The sequence below is a fragment of the Roseovarius sp. M141 genome (genome assembly GCF_024355225.1).
Classification (GTDB): Bacteria; Pseudomonadota; Alphaproteobacteria; order Rhodobacterales; family Rhodobacteraceae; genus Roseovarius.
This window is the reverse complement of the sequence record NZ_VCNH01000008.1, coordinates 2,719,210-2,736,797: the sequence shown is the minus strand read 5'-3', so window position 1 is coordinate 2,736,797 and position 17,588 is coordinate 2,719,210. Positions and strand designations below refer to the sequence as shown.

The window sequence follows — 17,588 nt, the reverse complement described above, 5'->3', positions numbered from 1 at the left end:
CCTGCCTTGGCCGCAGCTTTGTCATAACTGGCCGGAACCATCCCGTTACCCTTGACGTTGCGACCATAAGGCTACCATCTAGGGCCATCTGAATTTCCATCACAAAGGGGGCTAACTCATGCCATTCGAACTTCCCGATCTTCCATATGCTCACGACGCTCTGGCCGGTAACGGCATGAGCAAGGAGACACTGGAATACCACCACGACATCCACCACAAGGCGTATGTCGACAACGGTAACAAGGCGATCGTCGGCACCGAGTGGGAGGGCAAATCCCTCGAAGAGATCATCAAGGGCACCTACGACAAGAACGCAGTCGCCCAGTCCGGGATCTTCAACAATATCAGCCAGTTGTGGAATCATAACCAGTTCTGGGAGATGATGAGCCCAGGCAAATCCGAAATGCCGTCCGAGGTCGAGGCCGCGCTCAATGACAGCTTTGGCAGCGTCGATGACTTCAAGAAGGAATTCGCCGCTGCGGGCGCCGGTCAGTTCGGCTCGGGCTGGGCATGGCTGGTCAAGGACACGGATGGCGGCCTGAAGGTCACCAAGACCGAAAACGGCGTGAACCCGGTTTGCTTTGGCCAGACTGCATTGCTGGGCTGCGATGTGTGGGAGCATTCCTATTACATCGATTTCCGCAACAAGCGTCCCGCTTACTTGGATAACTTCGTGGATTCGCTGGTGAACTGGGAAAACGTCGCCAGCCGCATGTAATTTGTCTATCGGCCAGATATCAGCCCCGGTGGAGCACTTCGCCGGGGCTTTTTCGTGCGTGGTCGGAACCGCAGGTCGCCCACACCGTTTCCCCCCCCTGAGAGTTTCAATCACTGGAGGATACATAATGGCCGAGCTGAAGCCGGGCACATGGGTGCTGGTCTGCGATGGGGAAAAGGCGCTGTTTCTGCGCAATGACGGTGACGCGACGGCGCCGGACCTGAATGTTGTGCGCATTGACCAGCAGGACAACCCCAAGGATATCGACCAGTCCGCCAACAGGCCGGGCCGCATGGCCGACAACGGACCGGGCCATCGGTCTGCATTTGATGATACCGATTGGCACGAACTGGCCAAGGAACGCTTTGCCAGCGATCTGGCCGAGCGTCTGTACAAGCAGGCGCATCGCGGCGCGTATGATCACCTTGTCATCGTTGCGGCAGCGCGGACCCTGGGCGCCCTGCGCGGTGAATTGCACAAGGAAGTCACGGACAAGGTTATTGCCGAGATCGACAAGGATCTGACCAATCATCCGCTGGACGTGGTCGAACAGATGGTCAAGAAACAGCTGGCGGATATGTAGACCCGCCCGCCGGTCGGCGCTGCTATGCGCCGACCGATTGCGCCCCTTTCTAACCCGGTACCGCTGGGATATGCATCGCCTTGTCTGACGGTGTAATTCAGGGGTAGGACAACATGACCGACGCGGCCAAAGGCGTCCTAGCCATGGTAGGGGCCTGTACGATCTGGGGTCTGTCGGGCCTCTACTACAAACAGCTCGATAACGTGCCGCCCATCGAAATCCTGTGCCATCGTACACTGTGGGGATTTCTGTTTTTCATCTGCGTCCTGCGGTTCCAGGGCCGACTGCGGCTTCTACCTGCGGCTCTGGCGACACCGCGATCGTTTGCTATCGTGGCCTTTGCGTCTTTTGTGATATCCCTAAACTGGTTCGTGTTCATCACGTCCATCCACCTTGATCAGGCGACCGAAGCATCGCTTGGCTATTACATATTCCCGCTTGCTGCTGTCCTGTTCGGCGCGATCTTCTACCGCGAAAAACTGAGCCGCGCGCAACTGGTGTCCGTCGCGCTTGCGGCGCTTGCGGTTGTGGTCCTGTCGGTTGGGTTGCAGGTGACGCCGTGGGTGGCACTGGTTCTAGCGGTGTCGTTTGCCACTTACGGCGCCGTCAAAAAAAGCCTGCCGACCGGTCCGGTCGTTTCGGTCACAGCCGAGGTGTCACTGCTGGCGCCCATCGCGATAGGCCTGCTGGCGATGATCCATTCGCGCGGCGACGGACATTTCGGCGAGGATCTGGTAACATCGCTGATGCTGGCCTTTGCGGGGATCCTGACGGCGGTGCCGCTGATCCTGTTTTCCTACGCCACGCGCCGCGTGTCTCTGGCGACCATCGGCCTCGTGCAATACCTCAATCCCACGCTGCAATTCATCGTGGCGACGCTGATTTTCCGCGAGGCGTTTTCGATGTGGCACGCCATCGCCTTTGGCATGATCTGGACGGCGCTGGCGATCTACACGGCCTCGTCGCTGCGCCGGGGCAGGGCCGTGCGCAAGGCGGCAAGGGCGGCAGGCACGTCCGGCACGGTCATATAGGCCCGGGTCAGGTCGTCTCCGGCAAAGCCTTCGGCGACAAGATGATCGAGCAATGCGATCAAGTGGCGCCAATAGCCGTCCACATCGATCAGCACCACCGGTTTGTCATGCAGGCCCAGCTGGCGCCATGTCACCACCTCGAACAACTCGTCCAGCGATCCCGCGCCGCCGGGCAGCAGCACGATCGCGTCCGAATTCATGAACATGACCTTCTTGCGTTCGTGCATCGTCTCGGTGACGACGTGATCGGCGCCTGCATTGGCCTCAAGGCCCACCAGGTGCTGTGGGATCACCCCCAGCGTGGCGCCGCCCGCCGCGATGGCGGCCCGCGCGCAGCGTCCCATCAGCCCGACATCGCCCGCGCCGTAGACCAACCGCCAGCCGTCCTGCGCCAGCGCAGTGCCCAGTTCGTCTGCCGCCGCACCATAGGCCGGGCGCGCGCCCTCGCGTGCGCCGCAAAAGACACAGATAGACGGGGTGCGCATGTTGAGCCTGCCTTTTGACATGGGTTGTTTTGACCCGTGATACCGCTGTTGCTAAGCTCGGGCAACAGGCGCGTCGGATGCGCCACACGACAAAAATCGGGGGCCGGAGCGATGAGCAAGCTGTCGGGATTGCGGGGCGCGGGCGCCATTGTCGCAGGTGTGGCGGTACTGGGGCTTGTGGTGCTCTACCTTGCCGGTCTCACCCGGCCCGCGCCAGAGCGCGCAGGCGATCCGCCCGCCAGCGCCGCCGTTCAGACTGACGACAGTGCGGCGCCGCAATCCGCCGATGCTGGGCCCGGGCAGGACAGCCCCCTGTCGGTGCAATCCGCCGTCGCCCCGCCTGCGCCGCAGATCGACATCTTTCGCCTGCAACCCGACGGCGAGGCACTGATCGCAGGGCGGGGCGTACCAGGTTGGAGCGTGCAGATTCTGCTGGACGGGGCCGTACAGACCGCGGCGGAGCCGGGTGACGATGGCAGGTTCGCGGTCTTTCTAAGCCTGCCGCAGGCGCCTGATCCGCGCCTCCTGTCGTTGCGGATGATCCATGCCGATGGCGGCGCGCAAATCGCCGGCGTGCAGCAGATCGTCGTTGCAGCCGCGCCCGTGATCACTGCGGACCTACCAGAGCGGCCAGCCCCGCCAGATACAGCCAAGGGTGCGCCGCCGGATGCGGGGCCGTCCGATACCGACGCGCAGCAGACGCCGCAGGGCGTTACCGATACGGGCACCAGTAAAACACTGGCACCTGCCGATGCTGCTGGGCCTGCGCAAGTCGTGATGATGGCCGATGCCGGTGGCGCCCGTATCCTGCAATCCGCCAGCGCCGCCGCCGCCCCGCGCGTGCAATCGAACGTCGCGCTCGACACGATCAGCTACACGGATGACGGCGATGTCCAGCTTGCCGGGCGCGCCGTTGGCCAAGGCATCGTGCGCATCTATCTGGATAACCGCCCCATCGCCACATCGCGCATCGCGGCCGACGGCACGTGGCGCACCGGCTTGCCGCAGGTGGATACCGGTATCTATGCCCTGCGCATTGACGAGGTCACCAGCAGCGGCACCGTCGCCAGCCGCGTCGAGACACCTTTCAAGCGCGAGGATCGCGCGCTGCTGGCCGAATTGCAGGATACAGACGCGCGCCTTCAGGGCATATCCACTGCAAATCCGCAGACAGATTCGCAGCCAGGCACCGCGCCTGCGATCCGCGTCGTTACGGTGCAGCCAGGCAATACCCTCTGGGCGATCTCGCGAGAGACATACGGCGAAGGCACACTCTATGTTCGCGTGTTCGAAGCCAACGCCGAACGTATCGGCAACCCGGACCTGATCTACCCCGGACAGGTGTTCACCTTGCCCGACTAAAGCGTTTCGGGAAGATCTGAGGCGCTGCTTTTCTCCAAGCGCCCTAGGGCTTTCATCGTTCAAAAAATACTCAAACTCCAACGCGCGCCACAGCGAAATCCATCAATGGGACGCGCTTCGGCTGGATATCCGCGCCGCCACGGCCTATCTGATGTCACTTGCACCACATAAAAGGGCCTCCATGCGCCACCCTTCCGCACATTCCCCGCAGACAGACACCGAAATGCCCGCCTCCGGCTGGGCCACCATCATGCGTGTGTCGCCTTATCTGTGGCCAAAGGTTGGCGGCACCTGGATCAAGCGCCGCGTTGTGCTGGCGCTGATCGCTCTTTTCACGGCCAAGCTGATCGCGGTCGGCACGCCGTTTTTCTACAAGGCCGCGGTCGATACGCTGTCCGGCGAGGGCAGCGCAGACGCCGCCTGGACGCTGGGCGCGGGGGCCATCGGTCTGACTGTCGCCTACGGCGTGGCGCGGCTGATGAATGTGGGTCTTCAGCAGTTGCGTGACGCGCTGTTCGCCCCCGTGGGCCAGCACGCGCTGCGCAAGGTGGCGCTGCGTACTTTCCGGCATATCCACGCGATGTCGATGCGTTATCACATCAGCCGCAAGACAGGCGGCCTCAGCCGGATTATCGAGCGCGGGGTGAAGGGCGTCGATTTCCTGCTGCGCTTCCTGATCTTCTCGATCTTCCCGCTGATACTGGAGCTGTTTCTCGTCGGCATCATCCTGTGGGCGGCGTTCGATTTCTGGTATCTGGTGGTGGTGGTGATCGTGATCACTCTTTATGTCGCGTTTACGTTCAAGGTCACAGAATGGCGCGTGAAACTGCGCCGCGAGATGAACGATCAGGACACGGACGCCAACCAAAAGGCGATCGACAGCCTGCTGAACTATGAGACGGTCAAGTATTTCGGCGCCGAGGATCGCGAGGCGGCGCGCTATGATGTCGCGATGGCGGGGTACGAACGCGCGGCGGTGCGTACCTCCTATTCGCTGTCCTTCCTCAATTTCGGCCAGTCGCTGCTGATTACCACGGGCCTTGTGATCGTCATGGTCATGGCGGCGATGGGGGTGCAGGAGGGCACGCTGACGGTGGGCGATTTCGTGATGGTCAATGCCTATATGATCCAGATCACCATGCCGCTGAACTTCCTTGGGACGGTTTACCGCGAAATCCGGCAGAGCCTCGTCGACATGGGCGAGATGTTCGGCCTGCTTGATCAGGCGCCGGATGTGACCGATGCCAAAAACGCGCCACCGCTGACCGTGACCGGCGGCAAGGTTGAACTGCGCGACGTGCATTTCGGCTATGACGCGGATCGCGAAATCCTCAAGGGTATCAGCCTGACGGCCGAGCCGGGCCAGACCGTTGCCATCGTCGGGCCGACAGGGTCGGGCAAATCCACTATCGGCCGACTCCTCTTTCGGTTCTATGATGTCTCGCAGGGCGCGCTGCTGATCGACGGTCAGGATGTGCGCGGCGTCACCCAGCGCAGTCTGCACGATGCGATCGGCGTCGTGCCGCAGGATACGGTCCTGTTCAACGACACCATCGGCTATAACATCGCTTATGGCCGCGAGGGCGCGACGCAGGATGACGTGATCGAGGCCGCCCGCGCCGCCTCGATCCACGACTTCATCACCTCGCTTCCGGACGGCTACGATACCACCGTGGGCGAGCGGGGGCTGAAGCTGTCGGGCGGTGAAAAGCAGCGAGTCGGCATTGCACGCACGCTGCTGAAGGACCCGCCGATCCTGCTTCTGGACGAGGCGACCAGTGCGCTGGACACCGCGACCGAGCGGGACATTCAGGGCGCGCTTGCCCGCGCCGGGCAGGGCAGGACGGTGCTGATCATCGCGCACCGTCTTAGCACCGTGGCCGATGCCGACCGGATCGTGGTTCTGGACAATGGGTATATCGTGGAGGATGGCACTCACGCCGACCTCCTGGAGGATGGGGGCGCTTATGCGGGCCTTTGGCGGCGCCAGCAATCGGACGAGGCTGCCTGATGGCGCAAAAGGACCGCCCCCAGACGCCCGACGGCCGCTATTTCGTCGCGCGCGGGCAATTGCGCCGTTGCACCGATCCATCGTTGAACCCGACCACCCGGCGGGCCGGGATCAAGGCGCTGATGCAGGCCCGCCGCGCGGCATTGCAGGTCGATAGCGATCCCGCCGCCAGTGCCAGTGCCGGGGCCATCGCTGCCGTCGATGCCGCCAAACGCATGCTGGGCGAACGCGGCCCGGTGTGGTGGCCTGACGACGCCCCAGACCAATCTGGGATGGAACCGGCAAGCAGCAGCTATGCAGGCTGGTGGGCCGCTCTGGACGGGGCCACCCGCGCGCTCGGCGGCTGACAGTGGACGGCCTGTATCAGGGTTTCTTCACGCCAAGGCTATTATTCTGACTGATAAACATGCGACGAGTTACAGATATGCCTGACACGCCCCTCTCTCCCATTACGCAATCGCCGGTGCGGTCGCGCGTCGTTCTTTTACCAGCCCTCTTTCTGGCCGAGCTGGTCGCGCTGGCGCTGCTTTTTCAGATATTGACGCCGGTTGAATGCCACATGACCGCGCTGCCGCTGGCCTGCAGGGGGCTTCGGGGGGTTGCGCTGGGCCTGATCTGCGTGGCGGCGGTGGTTGCCGTCTACCTGTGGGCGGCGCGCACTGCGCGCCGCGATCTGGTCGCGATGCTGCGCAGCGCCGACCCGTCGTGGCCATGGCGGATGCTGCACATTGCGGGCATCATTGTGATGCTGCTGCCGCTGTTGATCCCGCCACAGTCGGGGCTGAACGCTGCGTTTGGTTTGCTTTTTGCCGCGCTCGCCAGCGGCGCGCTGATGGCCGGGATCGGCGCGCTGTTCTGGATGGCGCGCCCGGCCGCCTGGCGCGCGTGGCTGAGCGGGCGGACGCATACCCTGCTGTGGTTGATAGCGGCGGCGGCAGTGATGCCGATGCTGGCGGATGCCATTGCGCCGCTGTGGTATTGGCAAAAACTGACCGAGGCGACTTTTGCTGTAGTTGCGCTGATGCTGCTCGCGCTGGGTGAGGTGCCGGTCGGCGATCCGGCGACCCAGATTATCGGCACCGGTGATTTTATCGTCGCGGTGGCCGATAGCTGTTCAGGCATCGAGGGGCTTGCGCTGATCACTGCGTTCATGGCGCTTTACGCGGTGCTCTTTCGCGGTACGCTGCGCATGGGGCGGTTCTGGGGCGTGGTCTGGCCCATCGCGCTGGTTCTCAGCTGGTTGCTGAACGCGGTGCGCATTACACTCCTGATCGAGATTGGCGCGCATGTCTCGCCGCAATTGGCAGTCAACGGGTTTCACAGCTTTGCCGGATGGCTTTTCTTTATAATACTGTCGCTTGCGGTACTTATCGCCGCCTCGCGCATAGGCTGGTTGCAGAGCGGGGCGCCGCGCAGGGCCACCTCGCCTCTGGCCGAGGATGAGATCGCGGCGCGCATCGTGCCGTTCATCGTGTTCATGGCATCGGGCGTTGTCGCGCAGACCTTTTGGCAGGTGCCTGCGCTTGCCTATCCTTGGCAGGCCGCCGCGATGGTCGCTGCATTGTGGTGGATGCGCCGACCCTTGTGGCAAATCGTGCGGCGTCCGGCAGCGTTGGCCGTTCTGGCGGGGGCGGGGATCGGGGTGCTTTGGGTTCTGATCGCGCCCGAGGCCGAGGCGGCGCCAATCGCGCTGGGCGGCGCCGCCTTTGCCGCGTGGGCCGCGACACGGCTGGTCGGCACCGCGCTGCTAGTGCCCATCGTCGAGGAGTTGTTTTTTCGCGGATACGTGCAGGCCAGGATTGACGACGGCACACCGCTGCGCAGGGTTGCCGCCATCGCCCTGTCAACGGCGCTGTTCGCGGCGCTACATGGCCGCTGGGTGGCGGCGGGGGCAGCCGGGGTGGTGTTTTCGCTGCTCTATCTGTGGCGCGGTCGGCTGGCAGATGCCATCGCGGCACACGCGGCCGCGAACATGGTGATCGCGGCCGCAGCGCTATGGTATGGCGACTGGTCGCTTATCTGATGTGCGACGACACGCAAAAGGCCGCCCCAATCGGGACGGCCCGGTATATCCGTGGTCGAAAGGCCTTAGCTGCGGCGACGCTTGATTTCCCACGTCAGAAGCAGCGCGGCAAGGACCGCGGCCATCGCCAGCAGGCCTGAAGAGGCGTCGATTTCCGGTACGTTGTGAGCCGGGCTATCAGGCAATGTCGGATTGAAAAAGTCCCAACGTGGGTGCCACCATGAAGGACGCGACGCTTGGTCGCCATACGCCTGCGCCGAAGCCGATATCGCGCTGAGGGCCAGCAAAGCGGGCGCAGCTGCGATTGATTTAAGCATGTTACTCATTAAAAAACCTCAAACTCACACTAAACTACAGCTACCATTTAGCTATTCGCGTTGACCTTGTCAAAGATTTCCATCGTAGTTGCAGAATTGGAAACAAGCGGCGGATCCGCGTGTGACTGTACTGATTTTGTCAGCAATCGGATAGCGTTCCGCGCTGAACCGAGGGCACCTGCCGCATCATATTGGCAATGCTCGGGGTGGAGGGCTGCTGCCGCTACTGGGCGGCGCGCAGGGGCTCCTTGGGCTGGTCTTTCGCGGCGATGCTGCCATCGTCCCAGATAATTTCGGGCGCGCGTTTGCGGCGTGCCGCGCTTTGCAGCGCCCAGTCGCGCGCGGCGCGGCTGGTGCGGCCCATCGACAATGCCGCCGCCGCGCGCGCCAGCCAGCCTGCATAGGTTCCCAACCAGACCCGCAGCGCCAGCATCGACGGGGTAAAGATCAACGTCAGGACCGTCGCGATGCCAAGGCCAAACACCACCGCCGTCGCCAGCTGTTTCCACCACAGCGCGGTGGGGCTGTTGAAACTGTAGCCGCCATTCACGAAATCCAAGGACAGCCCGAACATCATCGGGGCAAGGCCGGCCATCGTGGTTATCGTGGTCAGCAGAACGGGCCGGATGCGCGCCTCGGCGGTGCGGGTGATTGCCTCGATTCGGGGCATGTAGCGGCTGAATTCCTGATAGGTATCAATGAGAACGATGTTGTTGTTCACCACGATCCCCGCCAGCGCCACGATCCCGGTGCCGGTCATGATGATCGAAAACGTCTGCCCCATCACCAGCATCCCGATCAGGACGCCGGTGGTGGACAGCACCACCGCCAGCAGCACCAGCACCGCGTTATAGATGCTGTTGAACTGCGCGAGCAGGATGATGAACATCAGCCCGAGCGCGCCCAGAAATGCCTTTTGCAGGAAGGCGCCGGATTCTTCCTGATCTTCCTGATCGCCGGTCCATTCATAGCTGATTCCGTCGGGCAGCGCGCCGTCCTCCAACCACTCGGTCAGATAGGCGATCCGCTCGTTCGCGGTCAGCGGCTCGGTCGTCTCGGCCCCGTCAGGGCCGGTCGTAGTGATTGTCAGGCCAGCGATGACGCCCGCCTTGACGTCAAAGAACCGCGTCTGGTCGATCCGGTCGATCTGGGCCAGCTTTTGCACGGGTTGCCGTGTGATGAAATTGCTCAGCGGCACCAGCCCCTCATCGGTGCGCACCTTGAGCGTGTCCAGCGTGCTGAGAACGCGGTCCTTTTCCGGCACCCGCGCGCGAATGTCGATTTCTTCGTCCGAGGACGGCACGCGCATCGTATCCAGGAACAGGCCCCGCGTCACCAGCTGCACCATACCGCCGACCGCCGCCACGTCGGCGCCGAAGCGGCCGGCCTTTTCAACGTCGACATCGATCTGCCAGTCGATGCCGGGCAGGGGCAGGGTGTCCTCGATCAGTTTCAGGCCCGTCGTCGTTTCGAATTTCGCGCGCGCGATTTCGGTCGCTGCCATCAGTTGCACCCAGTCGTCGCCCTTGAGGCGCAGATGCACCGGCTTGGCCGAGGCCGGGCCGCCGGTCTGGCCAAGAATCTCGACCTTGATGCCGGGGATCTTCTCCAGCTTGGTTGTGAGATCGGTGATGATGAGATCGCCGTCGACGGCCGGATCGCTGATCTTGCGATTCCACAAACCCCATAGCCACGGCTGGGTGATTGTCGGGCGTTTCTCCCAGGCGGTCGTTTCGAACTGGACCTGCCCGATCGTGTCGAGGGGCGGCGACGCGCCGCCGGTGTTGTTGTTCAACCCGCCATCGCCGGCAAAGGCGAAGGCCGATTCGACGCCCCGCTCGGCCAGTACGACCTGTTCGACCTGGGCGACCAGATCGTCCTTTTGCTCCAGCGACAGGTTGCCGCGCGCGCGCACATAGACGATGGCCAGCTCGGGTTCGGATTCAACGAAGAACTCGGTGCCGTTATTATTGTTCATGTAGAAGATCAGCGTCGTGCCGACGATGACAAACACGGCGCCAAAGGCGACCAACGGCATCACCGGGTTGCCAACGATGGCGTGGATCGCCCAGCCGAACGGCGAGCGGCGATAGCCTGCGCGCACGTGGTCGCGGTGGCGCGGCAGCGCCCGCGCACCGATGTGGCGCGCGCCGTTCATGATCCGGCGCCAGCCCGCCATGAGGCCCAGCAGGGTCGCCACCACGCCGACCACCGCAATCGCGGCAAGCGCCGCCACCACGACCATGAGGGCAAAGGCGGCGGCCAGCGACGGAATGACCGACCCCAGGATCGCGCCCATGTCGATACCGGCAAAAATCGCCTGCACCAGCGTCAGCATCCCCGGCGCGGCACCGCCCGCAACAGCCACGGCCAGCGCCGCGATGGGAAACAGCGCCAGATGCCACACCCACCAGCCGCCCGCGATCTGACTGATGCGCGCGTTGAACCAGTTCTCCAACCGCCCGGTGACGCCGCCCAGCACCGGCAGGTAGACCAGCGCCACCAGCAGCGAGGCCGACAGAACAAAGATCAGCGTGACGGGCAGCATGCCCATGAATTGCCCCGCGACACCGGGCCAGAACAGCATCGGCAGGAACGCACAGAGCGTCGTCGCTGTCGAACTGACGATGGGCCAGAACATGCGTTTCGCCGCCTCGACATAGGCGGTCATCGGGCCGGAGCCCTCATTCATGCGGCGGTCGGCGTATTCGACCACGACGATCGCGCCGTCCACCAGCATGCCGACGGCCAGGATCAGGCCGAACATGACGATGTTGGAAATCGTGATGCCCATGATGGCCAGCGACGCAAAGCACAGCAGGAACGATGTGGGAATGGCAAACCCCACCAGCAGCGCCGGGCGGATGCCCAGCGTGGCCAGCATCACGATCATCACCAGCGCGATGGCGGTCAGTACCGATCCCTCCAGCTGTCTGACCATCGAGCCGACGGTGCGTGACTGGTCGTTGGACGTTCCGACGTTCACCGCGGCCTTCAGTCCCTCGGGCCACGCCTTTTTCGCATCTGCCACCGTGCTGCGCACCAGCGCGGCAGTGTCGATGATGTTGAAACCCTTGCGTTTGACCACCTGCAACGCGACGGTCGTCTGCCCGTTAAAGCGCGCCGTGCCGGCCCGGTCCTCGAATGTCAGATTGATCTGCGCCAGATCGCCCAGCGTCACGACGCGGTCGCCATTCGTCTTGACCGGCAGGCTGTAGATATCACGCGTGTCATCGAAGGAAGACGGGATCTTGACCGCGAAGGAGCCGCCGTTGCTGCGCAACTCGCCCGCCGCCACCAGCAGGTTGTTGTTGCGCACGGTATTGATCAGCTCGCCCGCCGTGATGTCGTAGGATTCAAGGCGCAGGGGGTCGATCACCACCTCGACCAGTTCGTCGCGGTTGCCCGCGATGCCGGCCTCCAGCACCGGTTCCAACGACTCAAGGCGGTCCTGAAGATCCTTGGCGACGCGTGCCATCGTGCGTTCTGGTACATTGCCGGTGAGGTTGACGATCAGGATGGGAAATTCGCTGAAGTTGATTTCGGTCAGCGTATATTTTTCGGCCCCGTCGGGAAATTTGGCCTCGGCTGCGCTCATCGCGTCGCGCACATCGGCCATGATGCGGGTCTTGTCCCAGCCGAACTCGAATTCCAGCGCAACGCCGGCATAGCCTTCGGCGGCAGTGCCGGTCATGTCCTTCAGCCCGTCCAGATCGCTCAGCTCGGTTTCCATCACCTTGACCAGCAGCTTTTCGCTGTCCTCGGCAGAGATGCCGGGAAAGACGAGCGACACGAAGAGCGCCGGGATCTCGATATCCGGCTCGCCCTCCTTGGGCAGGCCGACATAGGCCAGGCTGCCCGCCAGCAGGCTGAGCACAATGAAAGCCAGCACCATGCGCGCGTGGCGCGCGGCCCAGTCGACGATACCCGTCATTGTGCGAGGTCCCCGTTGCTGTCACCGTAGCTGGCCCTGACAGGCACGCCCGCGACGACATATTCCTGACCGATCACGATGACGTCCGCAGCCTGCGGAAGGCCCGCGACCCATACGCCGTCGGCAGTATCGCGCATCAGGGCGACGGGGATGAAACCGGCCGTATTCTCGGCGGTCACGATGCGCACGCCCAGGGTGCCTTCGTCGTTCAGCGTCAGCGCCGATTGCGGTAGAAGGTGGGCGGGCGTGCCCTCCGAGGCAATCATGATCTCGGCGGTCTGGCCGTCGCGCAGGGCCAGATCGGCGTTCGGCACCGCCACTTCGACGCGGAAGGTGCGGGTTTCGGGATCGGCAGAGCGGGCCACGAAGGTCACGGCGCCTGTGACCTCCTGCCGGTTGACCAGCCGCGCGCGCGCGTCGGCACCCAGTGTGACACGCGCCACATCGGCTTCGGATACGAAGCCGACCAGCTTGATCGGGTCCAGCTGGATCACCGTTGCGCACAGCGCACCAGGTTGCAGCAGGCTGCCCAGCTCGGCCGTGTCTGATTCCAGCAGCCCGGCGAAGGGCGCCGTGATGTTGAGGCGGGTCATCTCCTCCTCGGCTGCGGCGACGCCGGCCTCGGCGCCCTCAATACCGGTGCGCGCGGCGTCCAGCCCGGATTTTGCGGCCTGAACCACTGCCTCGCCTGCGCTGAGCGCGGCGCGGGCGCCGGCCACGCGCGTGTCCGAGGCAAAGCCACTTTGGCTCAGGGTGGAGGCTGCGGTGTTGTTCAGCTGCGCCTCGGCCAGTCGCGCCTCGGCCTCGGTCAGCCGGGCCTGGGCTTCGGGCACGCGCGTTTCAGCTTCGGCGCGGCGGGCGCGGGCTTCGGCCAGGGCGGCATCGCGCGTGCCGGGGGCCAGACGGCACAGCGTCTGCTGCGCGTCAACAAAGCTGCCCTTGCGCAGCGGGTCGCTGATGACCTTGCCCGAGGTTTCGGCGCGCACCTCGACCTGACGGTTGGCCTGCGTCTGGCCGCGCAGCACCACCGCGCTGTCGAATTCCTGCGCGCGGCTGTGGACGGCGACGACGCCGATGGCTCCCGGATCGGGGCTGGATTCTGTTGGTTCAGCAGGCTCTTGCGCGACATCGGTGGTGTCGGGGGCATCCGTCCCCAAGGCAGCCATCAGGCGCGGCCGTTCGAACACGAAGGCGTAGATCATCAGCGATACGGCGATCGCGGCAAGGATCGAGAACAAGCGCATATAGTACCTTTTACTTTGTCTCCGCGCTGATAGCGCAAATCGCGCGCGTGGTCACAGGTTTCTTACGGTATTCTACGTCCAGTTGCGTCCACCTGGTCGCAGTTTTGCCGCGCTGCGCGAAAACTGGCCGGACCGTAGCGCGCCGCGCAGCCCTTGGCAGGCCCGGCATGACACGCTAAGAGAGGCAAAACCGCAGCAAGGCAAGGCAGGCGCCCCCGTGAGTGACAGCGACAGTTTCATCGAAGAGGTCAGCGAAGAGGTCCGCCGCGATCGCCTGTTTGCCCTTATGCGCCGCTATGGCTGGATCGCGATCCTGGCTGTTGTCGTTCTGGTCGGCGGTGCCGCCTGGAACGAATGGCGCAAGGCGCAGGACCGTGCCCAGGCCGAGGCGCTGGGCGATGCCATGATGGCCGCGTTGGAGACCGAGGACCGCAGCGCGCGGGCCGCGGTGCTGGATGATGTGGGCGCAGCCGGGCCAGGCAGCCGCGCGGTGATCGACATGATGGCCGCCGCCGAAGCACTGGAGAGCGATCCCGAAGGCGCGCAGCAACGCCTGCTGCGCATCGCCGAAAATCTGGACGTCGCGCCGATCTATCGTCAGATCGCCACGCTCAAGGCGGTGATGATTTCGGGCGGCGCCATGGATGCGGACGCGCGGCGCGCGCAGTTGGATGGCCTGGCGCTGGGCGGCGGTGTGACGCGCCTTCTGGCCGAAGAACAGCTAGCCTATCTTGATATCGACGCGGGCGATACGGATGCGGCGGCGGACCGCCTGAGCAGAATTGCTGGCGATGCCGATGCAACGCCGGGCTTGCGTCGCCGCGCGACACAAGTGATTGTGGCGCTTGGCAAAGACATCGATCAGGTCGGTATGGGCGCAGATGCAGCGGATACAGATCAGATCGATGCAGGCGACGAGAATAACGCCGCAGGCGATGCGTCCGGCAACTAACCGGGCGCGCGACTGTGGGTGACAAGGCAGTGCGCAGATCATGCGACACGGGCGAAGACGGAAAGAGGGATGCACGCGGTGACACGTAACGGAACGATCATTGGCCTCGTCGCATCAGCGATGCTGTTGGCCGCCTGCGCTGAAAAAGACGCGATCTTGCCCGGCAAGCGCGAGGGCCTGCGCGAGATTCTTACCGGCGATCAGGCCGAAGCGGCAACCAGCGAGGTGGTCGGCGCATCGGGCCCAAACATGGCCGCACCTGTGCGCCAGCCCGGCGCGGCCACGAATGGCGAATGGACCCAGCGCATCGGCACGCCAGCGACGCGCGCGGCCCATCCGGCGCTAAGCCCGGCCCCAAATCTGATCTGGTCGGCCTCCATCGGCGCAGGCGACGGCGCGCGCCGTCGCATTACCGCCGATCCGGTGGTCGCGGGGGGGCGCATCTTTGCGATGGACGCCAATGCGCTTGTCAGTGCACACGGCACCAATGGCGCGGCGCTATGGACGGCCAGCCTGGTCCCGGCCTACGATTCGCCCAATGAGGGCAGCGGCGGCGGCCTTGCCTATGGTGGTGGCAAGCTTTTTGCCTCGACCGGCTTTGGCCGGATCACCGCGCTGAATCCGGCGACCGGGCGCACCATCTGGGAGCAGGACCTGCTGGAAAGCGGCTCAGCCACGCCGACCGTCATGGGCAATCTGGTCTACATCGTCGCCGGTGACGAAACAGCATGGGCGCTGGACATCAATACGGGCCGCATCGAATGGCGGCTGGTGGCCGCGCCCAGCGTCAACAATGTGACCGGCGGCCCCGCGCCGGCCGTGTCGGACCAATACGCCGTCTTCGCCTTCGGTTCGGGCGAGGTGCAGGGCGCGTTCCGCAAAGGCGGTCTGCGGATGTGGGATGCCACGGTCGCGGGGCGTCGCAGCGGTCTGGCCCAGAGCAGGGGCACCAGCATTGCGGGCGACCCGGTGATCTACGGGGACCGCGTCTATGTCGGCAATCAGGCGGGCCGCATGTCTGCGCTGAAAGTAGCCAATGGCGAGCGTATATGGACCGCCAACGAGGGCCCGATGAATCCGGTCTGGCCGACATCCGATTCGGTATTTCTGATTTCGGACAAGAACGAGCTGGTCCGTCTGCGTGCCTCCGATGGCAGCCGTGTCTGGGGGGCGAAACTGCCCTTCTTCGTCAAATCCAAGCCCAAGCGTCAGGCCGAAGTTTTCACCCATTACGGCCCCGTCATGGCGGGTGGCCAGTTGGTTGTCGCGTCCAATGACGGTTATCTGCGGTTCTTCGATCCGGCCTCGGGGGGGCTGCGCCGCAGTGTTGCGGTTCCGGGCGGTGCCACGACAAATCCGGTCGTCGCGGGCGGTGTTCTCTATGTCGTGAGCACCAATGGGCAACTGCACGCTTTCCGCTGATCGCGGTTTGCTGTAACACGGCGGCTTGATCCGTCTCGGAGCGCCAAAATGACCTTCAGCCTCGCTATCGTGGGGCGCCCCAATGTGGGCAAATCCACGCTGTTCAACCGCCTTGTCGGCAAACGCATCGCGCTGGTCGACGACCAGCCCGGTGTCACGCGCGATCTGCGCGAGGGCGCGGCGCGTCTGGGCGATCTGCGCTTTACCGTGATCGACACCGCCGGCCTTGAGGAGGCGACGGACGAATCGCTGCAAGGGCGCATGCGCAAGCTGACCGAGCGGGCGGTCGATATGGCCGATATCTGCCTGTTCATGATTGATGCGCGCACCGGCGTGACGCCCACGGACGAGGTGTTCGCCGAAATCCTGCGCAAGCGGTCGAAACATGTTATTCTAGCCGCGAACAAGGCCGAGGGCGCCGCCGCCGATGGCGGCGTGATCGAGGCCTATGGCCTGGGACTGGGCGAACCCATTCGCCTGTCCGCCGAGCATGGCGAGGGGCTGAACGATCTCTATTCGATCCTGATGCCATTGGCCGACGGGTTTGAGAAGCGCGCCGCAGCCGACGCGCCCGACGTGGATGTCGCGGTCGAGGATGGCGATCCTGACGCGCCGCGCATACCGACCGCCAAGAAGCCACTACAGATCGCCGTCGTAGGCCGTCCCAATGCCGGAAAATCGACCCTGATCAACAAGATACTCGGCGAAGAGCGCCTGCTGACCGGTCCAGAGGCCGGGATTACGCGCGATGCCATATCGCTTCAGATCGAATGGGATGGGCTGCATACGCGCATCTTTGACACGGCCGGCATGCGCAAGAAGGCGCGCGTTCAGGAAAAGCTGGAAAAGCTCAGCGTTGGCGACGGTCTGCGCGCGGTGAAATTTGCCGAGGTCGTGATTGTCCTTCTGGATGCCGCCATCCCGTTTGAGCAGCAGGATCTGCGCATCGCCGATCTGGCCGAGCGCGAGGGCCGGGCCGTGGTCGTTGCCGTCAACAAATGGGACCTGGAGCCGGAAAAGCAGCAGAAGCTGCGCGATCTGCGCGAATCGTTCGAGCGGCTTTTGCCGCAGCTGCGCGGTGCGCCGATGGTCACGGTGTCGGCCGTGACAGGCAGGGGGCTGGACCGGTTGCGCGCGGCGGTGGAGAAGGCGCATGACGTTTGGAATCGCCGCATCACCACGGCGCAGCTGAACCGCTGGCTGACCGGCATGCTGGAGGCGCATCCGCCCCCCGCGCCCGGCGGCAAGCGGATCAAGATGCGCTACATGACGCAGGTCAAAACGCGCCCGCCCGGTTTCGTCGTGATGTGCAGCCATCCCGACAAGCTGCCGGAAAGCTATACGCGCTATCTGGTTAATGGTCTGCGCGTCGATTTCGACATGCCGGGGACGCCGATTCGCCTGCACATGCGCAGCCAATCGGACAAGAACCCCTACAAGGCCAAGAAGAAGGCAGGTCCGTCCAGCCTGCGCAAGCATCTGGGCAAAGCCCCGAAATAGCGTAGG

14 protein-coding genes are annotated in these 17,588 nt (G+C 64.1%); 10 read left to right on the top strand and 4 right to left on the bottom strand.

Translation table 11 applies throughout. The features are described 5' to 3' along the window. The first annotated feature begins 118 nt into the window (after nucleotides 1-118). The 3 genes from FGD77_RS17250 to rarD all read left to right on the top strand — a co-directional run bounded on the left by FGD77_RS17250 (nucleotide 119) and on the right by rarD (nucleotide 2,332). A complete protein-coding gene (locus FGD77_RS17250; RefSeq protein WP_255011510.1) occupies nucleotides 119-718 on the top strand; it encodes a superoxide dismutase in 600 nt (199 codons plus the stop codon). Nucleotides 719-845: 127 nt separating this feature from the next. Then, nucleotides 846-1,301, top strand: coding sequence for a host attachment protein (locus tag FGD77_RS17245; RefSeq protein ID WP_255011508.1), 456 nt, complete (start codon nucleotides 846-848; stop codon nucleotides 1,299-1,301). A gap of 113 nt (nucleotides 1,302-1,414) precedes the next feature. Beyond that, nucleotides 1,415-2,332 (top strand): EamA family transporter RarD, encoded by a 918-nt coding sequence (gene rarD, locus FGD77_RS17240; protein WP_255011506.1) that lies wholly within the window; start codon nucleotides 1,415-1,417, stop codon nucleotides 2,330-2,332. On the opposite strand, the gene FGD77_RS17235 is transcribed toward rarD, so the two are convergent. Further along, nucleotides 2,251-2,817: a TIGR00730 family Rossman fold protein gene (locus FGD77_RS17235; protein WP_255011504.1), complete on the bottom strand. Its 567-nt coding sequence runs from the start codon at nucleotides 2,815-2,817 to the stop codon at nucleotides 2,251-2,253. The genes rarD and FGD77_RS17235 overlap by 82 nt on opposite strands. A 111-nt stretch (nucleotides 2,818-2,928) precedes the next feature. Between FGD77_RS17235 and FGD77_RS17230 the strand changes: the two genes are divergently transcribed. The 4 genes from FGD77_RS17230 (at nucleotide 2,929) to xrtE (ending at nucleotide 8,213) form a co-directional block, all read left to right on the top strand. Beyond that, nucleotides 2,929-4,179 carry a LysM peptidoglycan-binding domain-containing protein gene (locus FGD77_RS17230; RefSeq protein ID WP_255011503.1) on the top strand — a complete coding sequence of 417 codons (1,251 nt, stop codon included), beginning with the start codon at nucleotides 2,929-2,931 and terminating at the stop codon, nucleotides 4,177-4,179. A 181-nt stretch (nucleotides 4,180-4,360) separates the two neighbouring features. Then, nucleotides 4,361-6,190 (top strand): ABC transporter ATP-binding protein/permease, encoded by a 1,830-nt coding sequence (locus FGD77_RS17225; protein ID WP_255011502.1) that lies wholly within the window; start codon nucleotides 4,361-4,363, stop codon nucleotides 6,188-6,190. Beyond that, the gene (locus tag FGD77_RS17220) at nucleotides 6,190-6,537 is read left to right on the top strand and encodes a hypothetical protein (RefSeq protein WP_255011500.1); all 348 of its coding nucleotides are present in this window, start codon (nucleotides 6,190-6,192) and stop codon (nucleotides 6,535-6,537) included. Before FGD77_RS17225 ends, FGD77_RS17220 begins: the two co-directional genes overlap by 1 nt. A gap of 77 nt (nucleotides 6,538-6,614) precedes the next feature. After that, entirely contained in the window at nucleotides 6,615-8,213 is a 1,599-nt protein-coding gene (xrtE, locus tag FGD77_RS17215) for an exosortase E/protease, VPEID-CTERM system (protein ID WP_255011499.1), read from the top strand. A 65-nt stretch (nucleotides 8,214-8,278) separates the two neighbouring features. Here xrtE and FGD77_RS17210 read toward each other — a convergent pair whose 3' ends face one another. From FGD77_RS17210 to FGD77_RS17200, 3 genes are all read right to left on the bottom strand, one after another. Next, on the bottom strand, nucleotides 8,279-8,530 hold the full coding sequence (locus FGD77_RS17210) for a VPEID-CTERM sorting domain-containing protein (protein ID WP_255011497.1): 252 nt from the start codon (nucleotides 8,528-8,530) through the stop codon (nucleotides 8,279-8,281). Nucleotides 8,531-8,753: 223 nt separating this feature from the next. Continuing rightward, nucleotides 8,754-12,464 (bottom strand): efflux RND transporter permease subunit, encoded by a 3,711-nt coding sequence (locus tag FGD77_RS17205; protein ID WP_255011495.1) that lies wholly within the window; start codon nucleotides 12,462-12,464, stop codon nucleotides 8,754-8,756. After that, nucleotides 12,461-13,708, bottom strand: coding sequence for an efflux RND transporter periplasmic adaptor subunit (locus tag FGD77_RS17200; protein WP_255011493.1), 1,248 nt, complete (start codon nucleotides 13,706-13,708; stop codon nucleotides 12,461-12,463). Before FGD77_RS17200 ends, FGD77_RS17205 begins: the two co-directional genes overlap by 4 nt. 82 nt (nucleotides 13,709-13,790) lie before the next feature. On the opposite strand from FGD77_RS17200, the gene FGD77_RS17195 reads away from it, so the two are divergent. The 3 genes from FGD77_RS17195 (at nucleotide 13,791) to der (ending at nucleotide 17,582) form a co-directional block, all read left to right on the top strand. After that, nucleotides 13,791-14,660, top strand: coding sequence for a hypothetical protein (locus tag FGD77_RS17195; RefSeq protein WP_369682733.1), 870 nt, complete (start codon nucleotides 13,791-13,793; stop codon nucleotides 14,658-14,660). Nucleotides 14,661-14,738: 78 nt separating this feature from the next. After that, entirely contained in the window at nucleotides 14,739-16,082 is a 1,344-nt protein-coding gene (locus tag FGD77_RS17190) for a PQQ-like beta-propeller repeat protein (protein WP_255011491.1), read from the top strand. 48 nt (nucleotides 16,083-16,130) lie between these two features. Beyond that, nucleotides 16,131-17,582, top strand: coding sequence for a ribosome biogenesis GTPase Der (gene der / locus FGD77_RS17185; protein WP_255011488.1), 1,452 nt, complete (start codon nucleotides 16,131-16,133; stop codon nucleotides 17,580-17,582). The last annotated feature ends 6 nt before the right edge of the window (nucleotides 17,583-17,588 follow it).